This window comes from Martinezella paranaensis (assembly GCF_014200235.1).
In the GTDB taxonomy this organism is placed as follows: domain Bacteria; phylum Pseudomonadota; class Alphaproteobacteria; order Rhizobiales; family Rhizobiaceae; genus Rhizobium; species Rhizobium paranaense.
Genome location: NZ_JACHBI010000002.1, coordinates 277,015 through 295,362 on the forward strand (window position 1 = coordinate 277,015; position 18,348 = coordinate 295,362).

Here is an 18,348-nt window from a genome sequence, read left to right on the forward strand (position 1 = left end):
ATGAACCATGACGTTGGACGCGCCACCGAACGGGTGGCGCGCCAATCCTACGGCAAGTTGATCGCTTTCCTCGCAGCGCGCTCTGGCGATGTGCCGGCGGCGGAGGATGCGCTGTCCGAAGCACTTGCAGCCGCACTTCGCACTTGGCCGGCACGCGGCATTCCCGACAATCCTGAGGCCTGGCTGTTGGTCGCGGCACGACGCAATCTTTTTGGCGCCGCCAGGCATGCAAACGTCAAGGCCGCCGCCCGCGATACGATCGCCCTGGCTTTCGAGGAAGCGGAGGAGCGCATGAATGCGGATGGCCCCACCTTCCCCGACGAGCGGCTGAAGCTGCTGTTTACCTGCACCCATCCGGCGATCGACCGGTCCGTCCATACGCCGTTGATGCTGCAAACGGTTCTCGGCATAGACGCCAGGACCATGGCGCAAGCCTTCATCGTCTCACCGGAAACGATGAGCCAGAGGCTGGTTCGGGCAAAGACCAAAATCCGCGAGGCCCATATTCCCTTGAGCGTCCCCGACCGCTCCGCGCTGCCGGAACGGCTGACGAGCGTCCTTTCGGCGATCTATGCCGCCTATGGCCTCGGCTGGGATGGGCTCGATGGCGAAGATGACAAGCGCAACTCCCTGGCAGACGAAGCCATCTGGCTTGGCCGCGCCCTGCTCGCCACCATGCCACAAGAGCCAGAGGTGACAGGCTTGTTGTCCCTGATGCTTTACTGCGAAGCCCGCCGTACCGCTCGCCGGGATGCGGATGGCCGCTATGTGCCACTCGCAGATCAGGACACTGCGCGGTGGAACGCCATCATGATGGCCGAAGCCGATAGCCTGCTGTGGCAGGCAGGGGCCTTCGATCGCTTCGGCCCATTCCAATGCCAGGCGGCCATCCAATCCGTTCATTCTGAACGCCGACGCTCCGGTGTCACTGACTGGACGGCGCTCGCAAAGCTCTATGACGCACTCGTGCTGATGAAACCCACCGTCGGCGCTCGCGTCAGCCAGGCCGCTGTTATCGGACGGGCACAGGGGGCTGCGGCCGGATTGCACAAGCTGAACCAGTTGGCTGAGCGCGATATCCTCAGCTACCAACCCTATTGGGCCGTCCGCGCCCATCTGCTTGCGGAAACCGGAGAAACGGAAAGCGCCGTTACGGCCTATCGCACTGCGATCGGGCTTAGCAACAGTTCCGCCGTCCGCGAATTCTTGCAGGCGCGCCTCGATACCATTCAGGCCGACCGAAACTGACGATTATTTCTCCGTCAGCTTCAACTCGATACGGCGGTTGGTGGCGCGGGCTTCCGGCGTATCACCCGGAGCGATCGGCTGGAACTCTCCGAAGCCGGCGGCCACAAGCCGATCCGCGGGAACGCCGTGGGCAATCAGGAACTTGACGACGGCGATGGCGCGCGCCGACGACAGAGCCCAGTTGTCAGGATAGCGGCCGCTGCCCGAGAGCGGCACATTGTCGGTATGGCCGTCGACACGCAGCACCCAGTTGATCTCGGGCGGAATTTCCTTGGAAAGGTCGATCAATGCGGCAGCAAGCTTGGCCATCTCCGCCTGACCGTCCGGATTGAGATCCGCCGCACCCGAAGGGAACAGCACTTCCGACTGGAAGACGAAGCGGTCGCCGACGATACGGATATTGTCGCGGTCGGAGAGAATTTCGCGCAAGCGCCCGAAGAAGTCGGAACGATAACGGTTCAGCTCCTGCACGCGCTGCGCCAGCGCCACATTCAGCCGCCGTCCAAGATCGGCGATCTTCACCTGCGACGTCTGATCCTTCTGCTCCGATGCCTGCAACGCGGCCTCGACGGCGGCGATCTGGCTGCGCAGTGCAGCGATCTGCTGGTTGAGAAGATCGACCTGGCTCAGCGCGCGGGCACTCGCCTGCTTCTGCTCGTCAAGCTGCTGCGTCAGCGTGCCAACCCGCTGTTGCGCCGCCTGACTGTTGCCGGAGCCGGCGTCGAGCAGCGCCTGCAGACGCGAGCGGTCGCCCTCTACCGCCGAAAGCGACGCTTGCAGATTGGCGACGGAATCCTCCAGATCCTGCTTGCCGCTCTTTTCGAGCGCCAATGCCTGCGTCAATTCGTTGATCTGGCTATTGAGGCGATTCAGCACCTCGTCGCGGCCGGAAATCTCACGGCTCAGGATGAACTGACCGACGACGAATACCGTCAGCAGGAACATGATCGCCATCAGCAGCGTGGAGAGCGCATCGACGAAGCCTGGCCAATAATCGACCGTTCTCTTGTGGCGACTGTTTCGCGCGAGCGCCATGACTTACTTGCTCCCGGTCTTCTCGGTGTGGCTGATGCGATCGGCGAGGCGATCAAGCGTGCGGCGCATCGATTTCGCCTCTTCCTGCTGCGCTTCGATCCAGTCGCGCAGCATCTGCTGCTCGTTGCGCATGTTTTTGACCAGGCCCTGGATGCCCTCGGCGAGGTTCGCCATGGCCGTCACCGAACGCTGGCCGCCGCCACCTTCTTCCGCGATCTTGCGCAGATATTCCGAAAGCGCACGCACATCCTCGGAGGATGCACCGTTGGCACCTTCGATCACCGGAGAGATATCCGAGCCGACATCGGTGACGGAAGAAAGCCAGTTTTCCAGTTCGGTGTAGAAGCGGTTCTGCGCGCGGCCGGCCTGAAGGTCGAGAAACCCGAGAATCAGCGAGCCGGAAAGGCCGAGCAGCGAGGAAGAAAATGCCGTGCCCATGCCGACCAGCGGGCCGGAAAGGCCGGTCTTCAGCGCGCCGAGAATGTCACCGGTGTCGCCGGAGCCGACATCAAGGCTCTGGATAACATCGTTGATCGAGCCGATCGTACCGATCAGGCCCCAGAAGGTGCCGAGCAGGCCGAGGAAGACGAGCAGGCCGATAAGATAGCGCGACGTGTCGCGCGACTCGTCAAGGCGGGTGGCGATGGAATCGAGGATCGAGCGCAGTGTCGCCGTCGACAATTGCATGCCGCGCCGGTTGCCGATCAGCGCCCGCATGGGCGCCAGAAGCCTGGGATTGCGACCGACCTTGTCGGCAGCATTGCCGACGGCGCGGAAATGGTTGAACCAGCGAACTTCCGGCCTGAGCATCAGGACGTGATTGAAGACCAGCAGAATACCGACGGCCAGCACGCCGAGGATCAATCCGTTGAGGCCTGGATTATGCAGGAAGGCGACTTGAGCCTGGCGAAACAGGATCGCCACGATAAAACCGACAATGACCAGGAAAAGGATCATCGTCCAAAAGAAGGCCATCGGGCTGGAGAGCTTGTAGGTGTAATTGCCCGACACATTGTCGGTCGACCCCAGATCCCCCAGATTCACATTTTCCATCGCACGCTTCGCCTCCGCATTCTCCGCCCCGGAGACTAGAGCAACATTGCGCCGAATTGAAGAGACGGAAAACACAAAACAATCCGTTGGCAACAGCCTGTTTTGCCGCAGGCAATTGCCGGGAAGCGATCCTTATTTCGTCGGGATAGGCCGCTTGACGACCTCGGCCAGCGCCTTTTGAATATGCTCGTTACCGCAGATGATCGAGCCGGTGCCGAGCATATCGGTGCCGCCGTCGAAATCCAGGACGAAACCGCCAGCTTCACGCACCAGCAGGATACCGGCTGCCATATCCCACGGCGACAGGCCCATTTCCCAGAAGCCGTCGAAGCGGCCGGCGGCGACATAGGCGAGATCGAGCGCTGCCGAACCGAGGCGGCGGATGCCGGCGACTTCACCCATCACATGGCGCAGCTCGACCAGGAACTTGCCGTGGTTGCCGCGGCCGAGATGCGGAACGCCGCAGCCAATGACGCAATCCGAAAGCACGCGGCGCGAGGCGACGCGCAGGCGGCGGTCGTTGAGGAAGGCGCCACCGCCGCGCTCGGCAGTGTAGAGCTCGTCCGTCGCCGGATTGAAGACGACGCCTCCGACGATCTCGCCATTGCGCTCCAGCGCGATCGAGATGGAGAACATCGGAATGCCGTGCAGGAAGTTGGTTGTGCCGTCGAGGGGATCGACGATCCAGCGATGCGCGCCGTCGGTGCCCTTGATCTCTTCGCTCTCTTCGCCGAGGAAGCCATAGGTCGGCCGCGCTTTCAGCAGCTCGTCGTGAATGATCTTCTGCGCTTTGAGATCGGCCTGGCTGACGAAATCGCCCGGCCCCTTCACCGAAACCTGCAGGTTCTGCACTTCACCGAAATCGCGGCTGAGCGACTTGCCTGCCTTGAGGGCAGCCTGAACCATGACATTGAGAAGAGCTGAACGGGCCATCGGGCTTCCTTGGGTAATATAGAAGGCACTGACCGGACCCGAAAACAGGCCCCGGCGGAGCGGGATCGGCAGCGCGATAAAGATTGGCGGCCTCAAGACCACAAAATCGGGGGAATTTCAAGTACAGCGAGGCGGAAGGCCTGGTTTTCTCATCAGGCCGGCGTCGTGACATGGCCGCCTCGGCCAAAAACCATCACACCATGCCAACACGTATAAGCGGATAAGAGGCTCTAAAACTTCTGCTGCGCCATCAGGATCTCACGGGCGATCTGCTCCAGCGGTACGACGCGATCGACGCCGCCACGGGCGATCGCTTCCTTCTGCATGCCGAAAACGACGGAGGTCGCCTCGTCCTGGGCAACGGTATAGGCGCCGGCCTGCTTCATCTCGAACATGCCGCGCGCGCCGTCGTCGCCCATGCCGGTCATGATGATACCCATGGCATTCGATCCGGCCGCCCGCGCCGCCGAGCGGAAGAGGACATCGACGGAGGGCCGGTGGCGCGAAACCAGCGGCCCCTTTTTGACAGCGACATGGTAACGCGCACCCTGCCGTTCCAGCAGCATATGATTGTCGCCGGGGGCGATCAGCACATGGCCGCGCAGAACCGGATCGCCATCGACCGCTTCCTTGACTTCCACTTCACAGAGGCTGTTCAGCCGCTTGGCGAAGGCGGCGGTAAACTTTTCCGGCATGTGCTGGACGATGACCATGCCCGGCGCATTGGCGGGCAGCGCCTCCAGCATCTCGCGCAATGCTTCGGTGCCGCCTGTCGAAGCGCCGACGCAGACGACCATTTCCGTCGTCTTCGCCATGGCGCGGCCGGTCGGCGGCGGCAGCATGGCGTCGGCCGTCAGCTTCCTGGCCGGTCCCGAAGCGGAAGCTGAGCGTGCTTCGAAGCGCCGGACATTCGGCATCCTGGCATGGGATGCACTCCTGACCACCTCACGGATGCGCATCGCCTCCTCGGCCAGATAATCGGCCGCGCCGATCCGCGGCTTCTGGATGATATCCACCGCACCGGCTTCCAAGGCCTGCAGCAACGTCTCCGAACCCGCCTCCGTCAGCGACGAGCACATGACGACGGGGATCGGCCGCTGCGACATCAGCTTGCGCAGGAACGTGATGCCATCCATGCGCGGCATCTCGACATCCAGCGTGATGACATCGGGTACCTCCTCCTGGATCTTCCGGGCGGCCATGAAGGGATCGGTCGCTACCCCCATGACCTCGAGCTCGGGATCGTCAGATAAAAGTGCCGCAAGCGTCTGGCGTACGCTGGCGGAGTCGTCGACGATCAGAACGCGGATTTTCTTCGGCATGCTGACCTGCCCTAGATTCGCTGAAAGACCGTGTTGGAAACCTGTTTCAGCGGTAAGTCAAAGCCGGTAATCGATTCCGAGTGGCCGATGAACATGTAGCCGCCAGGCACCAGACAATCGCAGAGGCGCGAAAGAACGCCGGCTTGCGTCTGCTTGTCGAAATAGATGAGGACGTTGCGGCAGAAGATGATGTGTATGGCATCGCCCACCTGATATTTCTCGTCCATCAGGTTCATCCGGCCAAAGCCGATTTTCGAGCGCAGCCGCGGCGTGATGCGCACCTCCCGCCTGTCCGGGACTTTCGCGGCCATGACGTATTTGCGCTTCAACTCGGCCGGAACGGGCAACACCATATCATCAGTGTAGATGCCGCTCCTGGCCGATTGCAGCACGTCGGTGCTGAGATCCGTCGCCAGGATCGCATAATCGATGCCGCCTTCGCTCGCGGAAAATTCCTCCATCACCATCGCCATCGAATAGGGCTCAGCCCCAGTCGAGCAGGCGGCACTCCATGCGCGCAGGCGGCGATGGCCGGCGCGCATCAGCATCGGCAAAGCCATAGTCTGCATGAATTCGAAATGCTTGGCTTCACGGAAGAAATCAGTCTTATTGGTCGTTACCGCATCGATGAGATAGACCGTTTCCTGTTCAAGGCCGCCATGATTGAACAGGAAATCGCAATACTCGTCGAATGATGCAATGCTGGTCGCGCGCAGGCGCCGCCGCAACCGCCCCTCCAGCATCGTCAGTTTCGTCGACGGCATCTTGATGCCGCTATAGTCATAGATGAAACGCGCCAGCTTCTCGAAATTCCGCGTGCTGATGCGGTCACCGATGATTTGGCTCTCCTGAACTGCGGCCATTCCCATCCATCCACTCCCTGACGAATTCCTATGCAGCATGACCGGCGCGATGCGGATCGAGCGCGACGGTGTCTTCCCGCGACAGCAAGCGGGCGAGATCGACGATGACGACGAAGCCATTCTCCCGGCGCACGACGCCGGCGATGTAGTCGGAACGCCAGCGCACGCCGATATCCGGCGCCGCTTCGATCTGGTCCCGCCGGAAGGGGGTGACTTCGAAGACGCGGTCGGCGACGAGGCCGAGCGTCAGCACCTTGGCTTCGATCGGAATATCCAGCACCAGCACGCGGGTATGCGGGGTCGGCACGGTCTTGGAGAGGCCAAGCTTCAGACGGAGATCTATGGTCGGAACGCCCTGCCCGCGCACATCGCGCAGGCCGAGCAGGTAATCCGGCCCGTTCGGAATCTTGAAAGCCTCGGCATAATCCAGGATTTCGCGGACGACTTCGACAGGCACGGCGAAGACTTCCTCGCCGAGGCTGAAGGTGACGAATTGCGCTTCCAAAGCGGGTGTAGCCATGGTCATGCACTTTCCTTGAATTCGAGGTCGTCATCGTCCGGGCCGCCCATGGAGAGATCGAGAGCAAACCCCTTGAGACGTGCCTGTTGCGCCTGAACCGTGGTGGGCTTCGCCGCTCTCGGCTGACGAACGTTCGCTGCCGGCACCCTGCCGGTCGCCTTGGCCGCGACCGTCCGGCTTGTGCGATTGGACGATGTATCGACCTTGAAGAAGGCGATGGAGGCCTGCAGCTCTTCAGCTTGGGCGGCCAACTCTTCCGAAGTGGCCGACATTTCTTCCGAAGCGCCGGCATTCTGCTGCGTCACCTTGTCGAGCTGCTGGATCGCCTCGTTGATCTGGGCCGCACCAATATCCTGCTCACGGCAGGCAGCACTGATCTCGGAGACGAGTTCGGCCGTCTTGCGGATGTCCGGCACCAGACGGCCAAGCATATCGCCGGCCTCGGCGGCCGCCTTGACGGTATCGCTCGACATCGAGCTGATCTCGGCAGCCGCCGATTGGCTGCGCTCGGCAAGCTTGCGCACTTCCGAGGCGACGACCGCAAAGCCCTTGCCGTGTTCGCCGGCACGGGCCGCTTCCACAGCCGCGTTCAAGGCAAGCAAATCAGTCTGGCGGGCGATCTCCTGCACAATGCCGATCTTCTCAGCGATGGTACGCATGGCGCTGACGGCGCGGGTCACGGCATCGCCGCTTGCTTCCGCATCCTTGGCCGACTGACGCGCGATCTTCTCCGTCTGCGCGGCATTATCGGCATTCTGCTTGATGTTGGCCGCCATCTGCTCCATCGAAGCCGAAGCTTCTTCAGCCGAAGCCGCCTGCTCGGTCGCGCCCTGCGACACCTGCTCCGAGCTTGCCGAAAGCTGCTGGCTGCCCGAGGAGACATTGTCAGCCGCACCCAGCGCATCGGCAACGACGCCACGCAGACGTTCGACCATCTGCTCCAGCGCCAAGCCAAGAACATCCTTGTCGGAAAGTGGCTTCGGCGTGACCGTCAGATCGCCGTCGGAAATCTTCGTGGCGATATCGGATGTGACGCGCAGGTTGGCGACCATGCTCTGCATCGCCAGGCCGAGAACATCCTTGTCGGAGAGCGGCTTCACGGCAACGGAGAGATCGCCCATCGCGATGCGATCCGCCACAGCGGCGGTGGCGCGCAGGTTCGAGGTCATGACATTGACGGTATCGATCAGATCCTTGATCTCGTCATTCGTCTTGACCTCGACCTTCTGATTGAGGTCGCCGGTCGCCACGGCCTTGGCGATGTCAGACACCTTGCCCAGGCCGCGATTGATCCCGAGCGTAATCCAGAAGGCGGCGCTCAATGCGATGATCAACGCCACGGCGGAAACGGCAGCCAGGATCATCAGCGTGTCTTCATAAAGCTGATCGCCGGCCGCGTCCGTGGCCGCCAGCACCTTTTTCTGAATGTCGACGAGACTGTTGATCGCGCCGGTCATCTGTTTGCTGAGGTCGGTCAGTTCGCCGTCCGAAAGCGCCTCGGCGCCGGCGTGATCGCCCTTGGCTTCAAGCGCCTGCAGCTCGGTGGAACGCTGGCGGAAGGTCTGGCCAAGCGATATCAGCTTCTCCCAGAGGGGTTTGCCTTCCACTGTCGCGATAGCAAGCCCATCCTGAGCTTGAGAGGACATGGTATCGAGATAGGTGCTGGATTCCTTGTAGAAGGCAGTTTCCGCATCGCCATTGGCAATCAGCGCATCTTTCTGCGCCCGAATGGCTTCCACGGCGGCGATGTTGGCGTCGAGCGCTGTTTGCAACTGTTTGACAGGACCCGCCGTCATTCCGTTGCTGGCATCATTGAGGTGACCAAGACTGATGCTGCCATAGACCGCGATGCCGATCAAAAGCAGCGTCATTGTGCCGAAGGCGAGACCTAATTTCAGTTTGATGGAGAAACGCATTGTCCTATCCCCGAAAACAAAGAGGCAAAATGGGTATTGCGGAACGGCGTCACCGTTTGACAGCGTCGTACCGATAAAGAGAGCCTTCGAACCAGGGAAAGCGATCCATTCACTTCCCCGTCACCGGACATCTCAGGAACCACGACGCCAACGCATACACACGTTGGGGATATCAGAACGCCGGGACCACGAAGGTCCCGGCAGAAGTCATCGAAGAAGCGCTCAGGCGCTTTCGCGAAAATCCTCGTCACCGGCATCCGGGCCGCCCATGGAAAGATCGAGAGCAAAGCCCTTGGCGCGAGCCTGCTGGGCGGCGACGGTCTGCGCCGGAACAGCCGACGTGACGCGGCGGTTGGCGAGCGGCGCAACAGCCTTGTTTGCCGCCGCCTTGGCGGGTAACTTCCTGGCCGAGACTTTGCTGCCTGCGGTATCGACCTTGAAGAAGGCGATAGAGGCCTGCAGCTCTTCAGCTTGGGCGGCCAACTCTTCCGAAGTGGCCGACATTTCTTCCGAAGCGCCGGCATTCTGCTGCGTCACCTTGTCGAGCTGCTGGATCGCCTCGTTGATCTGGGCCGCACCAATATCCTGCTCACGGCAGGCAGCACTGATCTCGGAGACGAGTTCGGCCGTCTTGCGGATGTCCGGCACCAGACGGCCAAGCATATCGCCGGCCTCGGCGGCCGCCTTGACGGTATCGCTCGACATCGAGCTGATCTCGGCAGCCGCCGATTGGCTGCGCTCGGCAAGCTTGCGCACTTCCGAGGCGACGACCGCAAAGCCCTTGCCGTGTTCGCCGGCACGGGCCGCTTCCACAGCCGCGTTCAGAGCAAGCAAATCAGTCTGGCGGGCGATCTCCTGCACAATGCCGATCTTCTCAGCGATGGTACGCATGGCGCTGACGGCGCGGGTCACGGCATCGCCGCTTGCTTCCGCATCCTTGGCCGACTGACGCGCGATCTTCTCCGTCTGCGCGGCATTATCGGCATTCTGCTTGATGTTGGCCGCCATCTGCTCCATCGAAGCCGAAGCTTCTTCGGCGGACGCCGCCTGTTCGGTCGCGCCCTGCGACACCTGCTCCGAGCTTGCCGAAAGCTGCTGGCTGCCCGAGGAGACATTGTCAGCCGCACCCAGCGCATCGGCAACGACGCCACGCAGACGTTCGATCATGACATTGACGTTGCCCAGCAATTCGCCGATTTCGTCCTGATTGGTGATCTCTACCGTCTTCGTCAGATCACCCTCGGAAACCTCGCGAACGACGGTGTTGGCGCGGGCGAGACCCTTGCTGATCGTGTTCGCGATCCAATAAGCGGTCACAGCGGCGATCAGCAGCGCCACACCGGCGGCAACGAGCATCGTCAGACGGGTGCCGGCATATTGCACGTCGGCGCCGTCATCCGCTTCCTTCATTTTCTGCTTTTCGATGACGAGCAGAGCGTCGAGTGCCTTGTCGATCTCGTTGGCGGCCCTGCGGGCATCGGTAACGGAGACGGTGCTTGCGCCTTCCTTGTCGCCTGCCTTCAGCAGTTGGCGAATCTGATCGTCGGCCTGGATGAACTTCGCCGCGGTGGCTTCGACGGAATCCCAATGAGCACGGCTTTCTTCGGTCGCGACCTTGTCCACGGCGGCCAAGGTGTCAGCAAGCTGCTTGCGTGCGACGTCGCCGGCAGCGAGCGCCGCCTTGGCTTCGTCGTCATTGTGGGCCGCAAGAAGGTTCTTCTGCTGACGAATGACTTGGAGCTGGGAGATGTTGACCTGCTGCGTCAACTCCAGTCGCTCCACGGGGCCTTCGAGCACATTGCTGATGGTGTCGTTGAAAGCGCTGAGGCTCATGATGCCGTAGCCGGCCGTGCCTATCAACATGAGGATGATGAAGGCAAACGCCCCCACCAGCTTGGCTTTGATCGTTAGACGCATCGTCTTGATTCCCTCGAAAATTCGGCCACAGCAATGGTCAGGCGGAAAGCGCCTTGTTTTGCCGGGCAGAAAAAATCGCCTGCAGATTGGGGAGAATGATGAATTCCCCTCCGCGCTTGACCAGGCAGTTGATGTAGTCGGGACGCCAACGCATCCCCACGCTAGGCGGTGCTTCGCTGGAAGCTTTTGCAAGTGTGGTGACTTCATTCACCCTGTCGGTCCGCAGACCCACGAGCGTGGGTTCATCCTGCAGGTCAAGTTCGATAACGATGATACGGCTATCGATAGTCGCTTCCGCCGCTTCCATGCCGAAAGCGAGGCGGAGATCGGCAAGGGGGATCACCTTGCCGCGAAAATTGATGACGCTGCCCACGAAGGGCTGGCTGCCGGGAACGGCGGTTTCCGGCAGAATGTCCAGGATTTCCTGAACCATGACCGCCTCGAGGGCGAAGGTTTCACCGGCAAGATCGAAGGTCAGAACTTCGACCTCGCCGTTTTCATTCCAATGAGTGCCATTCCAGAGATTGTCGGATTTCATGGCTTTTCCGCTCATCCCGCTGCACGCAGATGCGCCTCCTGTTGCTGGCCTGCTGCGACCAGATGCACGACATCGAGAATGAGGGCGACGCTGCCGTCGCCGAGGATCGTCGCCCCGGAGAAGTGGGCGACGTCATTGTGCAGCTTCGACATGGATTTGATCACCGTCTGGTGGTCGCCGATGATCTGGTCGACAACGAGGCCGACCCGCTCGGTGCCGGTCGAGATGACAACGACCTTCTGATGCACGTCCGGCTTGGTGCCGGTGCGGAATACGTCCCGCAACCGCAGGAAAGGCACCAGGCTGTCGCGCAGCGAAATGAAGCTACGGCCGCGCGAACGCAAATCCTCTTCCAGCGACAATTCCAGGCATTCCTCGACCGCCGACAGCGGAATGACATAGCGCCCGGCGCCGACGCGCACCAGCAGGCCGTCGATGATGGCGAGCGTCAGCGGAATGCGCAGCGAGACATCGGACCCCTGTCCCGGCTGGCTGACGATATCGATGGTGCCCCGCAGCGCTTCTACTGTCTGCTTCACCACATCCATGCCGACGCCGCGGCCGGAAAGATTGGTGATCTGCGCCGCCGTCGAAAAACCGGGCGCGAAGATGAGCTGCAGAAGCTCGGCATCGCTGAGCTGCTGACCTGGCTGGATCAGCCCGGACGATTCCGCCTTGGCCCGGACACGTTCGCGATTGATGCCGCGGCCGTCATCCTTGATCGAGATGATGACTTCGCCACCCGATTGCCGGGCCGACAATGTAATGGTTCCAGCTTTCGCCTTGCCGGCAGCAAGACGCTCTTCCGGTGGTTCAAGACCATGGTCGATGGAATTGCGCACCAGATGCACCAGCGGATCGGCAAGCCGCTCGATGACGGTCTTGTCGACCTCCGTCGTCTCACCTTCGGTGACGAGTTCGATGACCTTGCCGGTCTCGCGCGCCAGATCATGCACCAGGCGGCGGAAACGGTTGAAGAGGCTCGCGACCGGCACCATGCGCAGCACCATCATCGTGTCGCGCAGTTCGCCGGACAGGCGTTCGATCTCTTCCGACACCGACCTCAGCCCGATATCGGCACTGGCACTCGCCAATTGGCTGAGGCGCGATTGCGCGATGACCAGTTCGCCGACACGATCCATGAGTTCATCGAGGCGCTCGGCCGGAACACGAACGCTTTCGGCAGCCTTCGCTTGCCGTTGGTCGGAAGCGGGTGGTGCCGTTGCCGCGGCTTCTCGTTTGATCGGGACAATCTCGGCAACGGCCGGCGCGGCGGGAGCAACAACCGCCTGCGAGTCAGCCGAAACGGCGGGCTCATCCGGCGTTGCAGCAACTGCACTGCCATCGATTTCCTCGACATCGAGCTGCATGTCGTCCATCACGAAGATGAAGACATCGTCGATGGCGGACCGCGGCTGCTCGGTCGTAACAGTGACATCCCAGGAGAGATACAATTCCGTCGGCACCAGCGCGCTCAGCGGCGGAATGGCCGATGTATTGGCGAGGATGCGGCATTCGCCGAGATCGCGCAGCTCGTCCAGCAACCCCAGCGGATTGGTGCCGTTGATCATCGCGTTCTGCGGCAGACTGAAGCGAATACGCCAGGTCTTTCGCTTCGAGACGGCAACGACAGGCGCAATCGCGGCGACCGGCTGAACCGGCTTTGCAGCGTCGGCGGCGCCGCCGACGGCTGCATGCAACTGCGCCAGAAGACGTTGGCTGGTGGCGTCGTGATTGCGATTGGGATCGTCGACGAGGGCGCGCATATGGTCCTGCGCGTCGAGAACGGCAGCGACGAGCTCGGCCGTTGCCGGCGCCTGGCCCTTGCGGACGCGATCGAAGGCGGTTTCGCAATGATGGGTGAAGGCTGCGAGCGCATCGAAGCCGAACATGGAGCCCGAGCCCTTCAGCGTATGAAGGCCGCGGAACACGGCGTCGATCAAAGCCTTGTCGTCAAGCTGATGCGTGAGATCCAAAAGGCCTGCCTCGATTTGCTCCAGGCATTCTGCAGCCTCGGTACGGAAGACAGCAATTGGATCGAGCGAGTTCATCTGCCCAGCACTTTCTTGGTGATCTTGACGAGATTTTCCGGATCGAAAGGCTTGGTCAGCCAGCCGGTGGCGCCGGCGGCCTTGGCGCGCGCCTTGAGATCGGCATCGGATTCCGTCGTCAGGAAGATGATCGGAACGCCCATGTGAGCCGGCAGCTTGCGCAGCTCCTCGATCATGGTCAGTCCGTCCATGACGGGCATGTTGAGGTCGGTCACGATGAGATCGAATTGCCCGGCCTTGGCCTTGTCCAGGCCCTCGGCACCGTTCTCCGCCTCGGTGACCTCGTAACCGGCATTCGTCAGCGTCACCTTGGTCGTCAGACGGATGCTGGCGGAATCGTCGACAGTCAGAATCTTCGCACTCATGAATGTACCTCTTTATGGAGCCAGAATTGCGCGTCCTCCGCCGTAAAGGCTTCGACGAATCCGCCCCTCTGCAAGACTTTCAAAACAGAACCGGTAGCCGGAGAAGAAAGACGAAGTGTTTTGCCGGAAGCCTTCGCCTCGGCCCGAGCCGAGTCGACCAATTGCACGAAGCTCAAATCAGCTTCCGCATCCTCGGCAACTTCGAGGACAAGCGTTTTGCTGTCCCGAAACTTCACAGTCATACTTTGATAGATTTCGGAAATGTTCCTGATGCTCAAGATATCAGGCAGGGAAATAGATTCAGAATATTTGTCATCCATTTCAAATCTGGCCCCGCTACCAAACGAATACTTAAGCGATAACTATTGAATCTCATGTCAGCCTTAAGAGGGAGTAAACACAGGTTGTATAATTCGAGATTTCAGGGGCTGTGAATTTTCACCTGATATAAATGACCGCTCAATCTTTACGATGAGAAATATGATTGGGATTCAGGCAGTTAAATCGAAAAGATCAAAACACCGACTTTCCGGTGAGTGAATCTTAACCCTGCTGGGGAAAGCCCGGGGTGCAACGTCTACGAGTCCGGAGAATTTACCGGAATTTTCCATCCCACATTTAAGAGTTGAGTCAAACGAGCCTTTCTCCAAGTAAAGGGACAAACATGAAAAATGGAACAGCTCTGGCACGCCGCATCGATCGCCCCCGGGGAGTCCCGCGGGCCATGGATGTCAGCCGCACCCTGGAGGCGGCGCGTACCGAGGTAGAGAAACGTTTTCTCGACGGTGGCGCTGTTCTCCTGTCGGTCATGGAGGTCCTGAACCAGCTCCTGTCATCTCTCGACCGGTTGACCAAGGCGCTCGACAGCGATGGCGCCAGCGACACCACCGCCGATCTAGTGCAGACGATGAGCGGTCTGTCGGACCTGCCCGGCCTCGAAGCCAGGCGCCAGGAGAATTTCACCGTTCTCGCCGAGGCCGGCGCCAAGCTGCACTCGCATGTCACCGATATGCAGGAGACTATGCGTTACCTGCGTACCTTCGCCGTCACGGTGAAGATCACCGGTGCGGGCATTGCCGAATTTGCCGGTTTTGCCGAGGAGATTCTGGAGCGCATTCACTCCGGCACCACTGAAGTCAACACCTTCGCCCAGCAGCTCGGCGCCCTCGAACGCGACCTGAAGGTCGCCATGACCTTTGGCACCACCACCGCGAAAGCCTATGACCGCAACGTTCCGCAAGTGGTCGCAGCACTCGAAAAGGATGCCCGCACCATCGCTGCGCACCGCAAGGAACTCGCGGTGATCGCCGCCGAGGTTGGCGCCATCGCCCGCGGCGTGCAAAGCAAGGTCGCAACCACCCTTTCGGCTCTGCAGATCGGCGACGTCACCCGCCAGCGTATCGAGCATGTACAAAGCGCCTTCGCCTTTCTCGGAGAATTTCTCGCAAGCGACGAGGGCCACAAGCTCGATGCCGATGCCTACCAGCGGCTTGAAAATGTCATCCATCACCTGACGGCGGCGCAGATGCGCGACATGGTCACGGATTTCCAGAGGGAGTCGGGCAGTGTCGTCAAGACGATTGCCAGCTTCAGCCACGACACGCAGGAAATCCTGAAACTGCGCGACGCCATGAAGCCCGAGGACGGAAACAGCGATGCCAATGTGCTGCGTGCACTGGAACAGAGCGTCTCCGCCGCCCACACGATCGTCAAACAGGTCGAAACCGCCCGCGTTCAGGCCGATGGCATCAGCCAGTCGACACTCGGCACGGCCTCGAACCTGTTGCACCGCATCGAGACCATCCGCGCCGTCAAGACCGATATTCACTACATGGCGCTCAACACCAATCTGCGCTGCAGCCGCATGGGCGAGGAAGGCCGTTCGATCAACGTCGTCACCGCCGAACTGCGCATCTTCGCGGCAAAACTCGATGAATCCGCCGACGCGATCGTCTCCGGGCTCGCGTCACTCGAAACGGCAGCCGGCCACGTCGCCTCCGGCCAGGAAGCCTCTGACTATAGTCTCGACGAGAGGCTGATTTCGGCCGTCGACGCCATCCGTGGCGCCGCCAATATCATGGATGGCGAACTGGAAACGCTCTCGGCGCATGGCCGCGAAGTGGCCAACAAGATCATGCTGTCGATCGGCAAGCTCGACTTCCAGCGCGACCTCGGCGAGATCCTGGCAAATTGCGCCGATACGCTCGAAGACATGGCCGGCAGAGATATGGCCGATGTCAGCGATTTGGAGGAAATCATCGCGCCGCTCAGCGCCCGCATCTTCAAGACCTACACGATGGCGCAGGAGCGCGACGTCCATCGCGATATCATCGCCATGGACGCCAGCACCGCACAGGCTGCCGCAGCGCCGGCCAAGGCTGACGACGAAGATCTTTTCGCCGACGCTCTGTTCTAACAGAATTGGAATTCCGTAGAGCGCCATGCGTTCAAATGAACGCTGGCGCTCTAAGCGTTACTGCACCCTGCGAAACTTGTTCGCGGCGTCGATCGCGGCCTTCTGCTGATAGTCCTCGATGCCCTGGTAAAAATCCTCGAGCTCCGGATCTTTGAGGCCGGCGCGGCGCGAGATGACATACCAGGTCGCAGCGGCAACCGGATCCTGCTTCGTGCCGAGCGCGTTGATATAGAGATGCGCCAGCTTGTTCTGCGCTACGACATTGCCGCGATAGGCGGCAACCCGCATCCAGTTGAAACCGTTCTCCAGATCCTGCTTGCCGCCGATACCGTTGATCAGCCAAATGCCCATGTCGAGCTGTGCGGTGTCGAAGCCTGCATTGGCCGCGCGCGACAGCCATTCACGCGCCTGCGACTTCTTTTCCTCGGGCAGGTCGGGCAGATTTTGATAGAGCTGAGAGACAGCATATTGCGCATCGGCAATGCCCTGCTGCGCCGCCTTCTCATAATATGGAAGAGCCATCTGCAGCCCTTTGATGCCGGGATTGTCTGCCGTCAGGCTCTGCGCCCAGTTGAATTCGGCGGACGGCTGGCCGGCATCGGCCGCCTTCTTCATCCACTCGTCCGCCTTCTTCTCGTCGCGCGGCAGATCGCGTCCTTCCATCAGGAGCAACGCGTATTTGAACATCGAAGTCGAATCGCCGCCCTCGGCTGCCTTGCCGTACCAGAAGGCAGCATCCTTGGTGTCGCGCTTGACGCCGAGACCCTGCGACATCAATTCGGCAATCAGGGTCTGCGCTGCGGGATCGCCGAGCTGCGCACGCGGCAGGGCTTTCTGAAACGCGGTCAGGTAATACCCCCGCTGGAAGGCGCCATAGGCTTCGTCGACCTTGCCGGTGAAGGCCTTTTCCGGCGGCAGGTCGGGCAGCTTCGCGCCCATACGGTCAAAGACGCCAACACCTTGGGAGGGCTTGATGGCATCGTCCGTCTTCGGCTCAGCGCCGGGACCGATCTTCTCGGTCTTGAAAGTGCCGGCGGCGGCGTCCAATGGCCGCGTCATCACGCTGTCGCCGGGCGGCGGCGGCGCGCTATCGTCGGGCGCAGCAGCCTCATCCGACGGCGCGGCATCGTCGGATTGTCCGCTGTCGGTCGGCCGAGCGCCCTTGTCCGGCTGTGTTGTGATGCCCGGCAGCGACGTGTCGCTATTGTTCGATTGCGCCACCACAATCGGCGGCAACGCCGTCAGCCCAACGGCGAGCGCAGCAAGGAAAAACCGGTGACTGAATCGGGGCGTGAGCGACATGGATTGCTATCAATCTTCAAACCGTGGCGCTTTTTCGTCCAGAAGCGCATTCACTTCCGCAACGATGGACGGGGCCGCCGAGGGGTCTGCAAAAACGGCCCCGCGCAGCGCCACGAATTCGGCGCCCGTCAAAGCCACCTCAAGCGCCGATTTCGGATCGGTGCCGCCCATGATGATGCAGGGAATCTCGATCATCGATGCCCACCATTCGCCGAGCGCCAGGTTTTTCGGGTGCGCCTCCGGCTTGATGTCGCCATCGAGCTTGCCGAAGAAGATGTAGTCGGGACGCAGCTCGCCGATTTCCAGCGCATTGTGCCTGTCCGTGGCATTGCCGCCGCCGACGATGAGCTTCGGTACGAATTTCTCGACCGCCTCGGTGAGCTCGGCAAGATTACCGGTAATGTGCAACCCGTCGGCCTTGGCGCGGCCTGCGACACGGCTGTCTCCGGCAATCAATGCGGCTGCGCCTGCCGCCTGTACCACCGGCACCAGCTTTTCCGCATGCTTCTGAAAGGTGCTGTCGTCGAGCCCATATTGCGGGATGATGACCGACGCCACATCCCCGCCCCTCAGCGCATCGGCCACCGCCTTCGCCTGCTCTTCGATATCGGCGATATCGGGAACGATGAGAACGAGGCGGCAGCGGTCTTCGGGCACGGTCATGCGGGTTTCCATATTTATGGGTTCGATCGCTGGGAATAGCGCACCCGGTTCTATATTTGTGAGTAAATCCGTTGGGGCGGTCTGACAAGGGGCAGCGCGTTGAAAGCACCCGACATCCACGAGCGCTATTTCACGTTGCAGAGGCCCGGGAGCCGTTCCTCACCGCAATAATGTTAGAGCCGCCGGCACAATCATCATTGCGGCGC

16 protein-coding genes are annotated in these 18,348 nt (G+C 61.1%); 2 read left to right on the forward strand and 14 right to left on the reverse strand.

Features of this window, described 5'->3' with window-relative positions:
• Positions 1–1,248, forward strand: a complete 1,248-nt coding sequence (locus GGD50_RS07400; protein WP_107109462.1) for an RNA polymerase sigma factor — start codon at positions 1–3, stop codon at positions 1,246–1,248.
• A 3-nt stretch (positions 1,249–1,251) separates the two neighbouring features.
• Here the strand turns inward: GGD50_RS07400 and GGD50_RS07405 are convergent, their stop codons facing one another.
• From GGD50_RS07405 to GGD50_RS07460, 12 genes are all read right to left on the reverse strand, one after another.
• Positions 1,252–2,283 carry a peptidoglycan -binding protein gene (locus GGD50_RS07405; RefSeq protein ID WP_107109140.1) on the reverse strand — a complete coding sequence of 344 codons (1,032 nt, stop codon included), beginning with the start codon at positions 2,281–2,283 and terminating at the stop codon, positions 1,252–1,254.
• A 3-nt stretch (positions 2,284–2,286) separates the two neighbouring features.
• A complete protein-coding gene (locus GGD50_RS07410) occupies positions 2,287–3,336 on the reverse strand; it encodes a flagellar motor protein MotA (protein WP_107109141.1) in 1,050 nt (349 codons plus the stop codon).
• A gap of 132 nt (positions 3,337–3,468) precedes the next feature.
• Positions 3,469–4,269 (reverse strand): inositol monophosphatase family protein, encoded by an 801-nt coding sequence (locus GGD50_RS07415; RefSeq protein WP_107109142.1) that lies wholly within the window; start codon positions 4,267–4,269, stop codon positions 3,469–3,471.
• A gap of 230 nt (positions 4,270–4,499) precedes the next feature.
• On the reverse strand, positions 4,500–5,591 hold the full coding sequence (locus GGD50_RS07420; protein ID WP_107109143.1) for a protein-glutamate methylesterase/protein-glutamine glutaminase: 1,092 nt from the start codon (positions 5,589–5,591) through the stop codon (positions 4,500–4,502).
• 11 nt (positions 5,592–5,602) lie between these two features.
• Positions 5,603–6,460: a CheR family methyltransferase gene (locus tag GGD50_RS07425; protein WP_107109144.1), complete on the reverse strand. Its 858-nt coding sequence runs from the start codon at positions 6,458–6,460 to the stop codon at positions 5,603–5,605.
• 22 nt (positions 6,461–6,482) lie between these two features.
• Positions 6,483–6,980, reverse strand: a complete 498-nt coding sequence (locus tag GGD50_RS07430; RefSeq protein WP_181316092.1) for a chemotaxis protein CheW — start codon at positions 6,978–6,980, stop codon at positions 6,483–6,485.
• On the reverse strand, positions 6,977–8,890 hold the full coding sequence (locus GGD50_RS07435) for a methyl-accepting chemotaxis protein (protein WP_107109145.1): 1,914 nt from the start codon (positions 8,888–8,890) through the stop codon (positions 6,977–6,979). Before GGD50_RS07435 ends, GGD50_RS07430 begins: the two co-directional genes overlap by 4 nt.
• A 222-nt stretch (positions 8,891–9,112) precedes the next feature.
• Positions 9,113–10,807, reverse strand: coding sequence for a methyl-accepting chemotaxis protein (locus GGD50_RS07440; RefSeq protein WP_107109146.1), 1,695 nt, complete (start codon positions 10,805–10,807; stop codon positions 9,113–9,115).
• 37 nt (positions 10,808–10,844) lie between these two features.
• Positions 10,845–11,345 (reverse strand): chemotaxis protein CheW, encoded by a 501-nt coding sequence (locus GGD50_RS07445; protein WP_107109147.1) that lies wholly within the window; start codon positions 11,343–11,345, stop codon positions 10,845–10,847.
• An 11-nt stretch (positions 11,346–11,356) separates the two neighbouring features.
• Complete coding sequence (locus GGD50_RS07450; RefSeq protein ID WP_107109148.1) at positions 11,357–13,396, reverse strand: chemotaxis protein CheA; 2,040 nt, start codon at positions 13,394–13,396, stop codon at positions 11,357–11,359.
• The gene (locus GGD50_RS07455) at positions 13,393–13,761 is read right to left on the reverse strand and encodes a response regulator (protein ID WP_107109149.1); all 369 of its coding nucleotides are present in this window, start codon (positions 13,759–13,761) and stop codon (positions 13,393–13,395) included. The genes GGD50_RS07450 and GGD50_RS07455 overlap by 4 nt, the downstream gene beginning before the upstream one ends.
• A complete protein-coding gene (locus tag GGD50_RS07460) occupies positions 13,758–14,081 on the reverse strand; it encodes an STAS domain-containing protein (protein WP_107109150.1) in 324 nt (107 codons plus the stop codon). The genes GGD50_RS07455 and GGD50_RS07460 overlap by 4 nt, the downstream gene beginning before the upstream one ends.
• A 404-nt stretch (positions 14,082–14,485) precedes the next feature.
• On the opposite strand from GGD50_RS07460, the gene GGD50_RS07465 reads away from it, so the two are divergent.
• Complete coding sequence (locus GGD50_RS07465) at positions 14,486–16,177, forward strand: chemotaxis protein (protein WP_107109151.1); 1,692 nt, start codon at positions 14,486–14,488, stop codon at positions 16,175–16,177.
• Positions 16,178–16,234: 57 nt separating this feature from the next.
• On the opposite strand, the gene GGD50_RS07470 is transcribed toward GGD50_RS07465, so the two are convergent.
• Positions 16,235–17,479 carry a tetratricopeptide repeat protein gene (locus tag GGD50_RS07470; protein WP_107109152.1) on the reverse strand — a complete coding sequence of 415 codons (1,245 nt, stop codon included), beginning with the start codon at positions 17,477–17,479 and terminating at the stop codon, positions 16,235–16,237.
• A gap of 9 nt (positions 17,480–17,488) precedes the next feature.
• On the reverse strand, positions 17,489–18,142 hold the full coding sequence (locus GGD50_RS07475) for a thiamine phosphate synthase (protein ID WP_107109153.1): 654 nt from the start codon (positions 18,140–18,142) through the stop codon (positions 17,489–17,491).
• Positions 18,143–18,348: the final 206 nt, after the last annotated feature.

Bases quoted from the DNA above. Each gene is read 5' to 3' on its own strand.
- GGD50_RS07410 (WP_107109141.1), bottom strand. From the start codon at position 3,336: ATGGAAAATGTGAATCTGGGGGATCTGGGGTCGACCGACAATGTGTCG.
- GGD50_RS07440 (WP_107109146.1), bottom strand. From the start codon at position 10,807: ATGCGTCTAACGATCAAAGCCAAGCTGGTGGGGGCGTTTGCCTTCATC.
- GGD50_RS07470 (WP_107109152.1), bottom strand. From the start codon at position 17,479: ATGTCGCTCACGCCCCGATTCAGTCACCGGTTTTTCCTTGCTGCGCTC.
- GGD50_RS07455 (WP_107109149.1), bottom strand. From the start codon at position 13,761: ATGAGTGCGAAGATTCTGACTGTCGACGATTCCGCCAGCATCCGTCTG.
- GGD50_RS07450 (WP_107109148.1), bottom strand. From the start codon at position 13,396: ATGAACTCGCTCGATCCAATTGCTGTCTTCCGTACCGAGGCTGCAGAA.
- GGD50_RS07420 (WP_107109143.1), bottom strand. From the start codon at position 5,591: ATGCCGAAGAAAATCCGCGTTCTGATCGTCGACGACTCCGCCAGCGTA.
- GGD50_RS07430 (WP_181316092.1), bottom strand. From the start codon at position 6,980: ATGACCATGGCTACACCCGCTTTGGAAGCGCAATTCGTCACCTTCAGC.
- GGD50_RS07405 (WP_107109140.1), bottom strand. From the start codon at position 2,283: ATGGCGCTCGCGCGAAACAGTCGCCACAAGAGAACGGTCGATTATTGG.
- GGD50_RS07415 (WP_107109142.1), bottom strand. From the start codon at position 4,269: ATGGCCCGTTCAGCTCTTCTCAATGTCATGGTTCAGGCTGCCCTCAAG.
- GGD50_RS07460 (WP_107109150.1), bottom strand. From the start codon at position 14,081: ATGGATGACAAATATTCTGAATCTATTTCCCTGCCTGATATCTTGAGC.
- GGD50_RS07465 (WP_107109151.1), top strand. From the start codon at position 14,486: ATGGATGTCAGCCGCACCCTGGAGGCGGCGCGTACCGAGGTAGAGAAA.
- GGD50_RS07475 (WP_107109153.1), bottom strand. From the start codon at position 18,142: ATGACCGTGCCCGAAGACCGCTGCCGCCTCGTTCTCATCGTTCCCGAT.
- GGD50_RS07435 (WP_107109145.1), bottom strand. From the start codon at position 8,890: ATGCGTTTCTCCATCAAACTGAAATTAGGTCTCGCCTTCGGCACAATG.
- GGD50_RS07425 (WP_107109144.1), bottom strand. From the start codon at position 6,460: ATGGGAATGGCCGCAGTTCAGGAGAGCCAAATCATCGGTGACCGCATC.
- GGD50_RS07400 (WP_107109462.1), top strand. From the start codon at position 1: ATGAACCATGACGTTGGACGCGCCACCGAACGGGTGGCGCGCCAATCC.
- GGD50_RS07445 (WP_107109147.1), bottom strand. From the start codon at position 11,345: ATGAAATCCGACAATCTCTGGAATGGCACTCATTGGAATGAAAACGGC.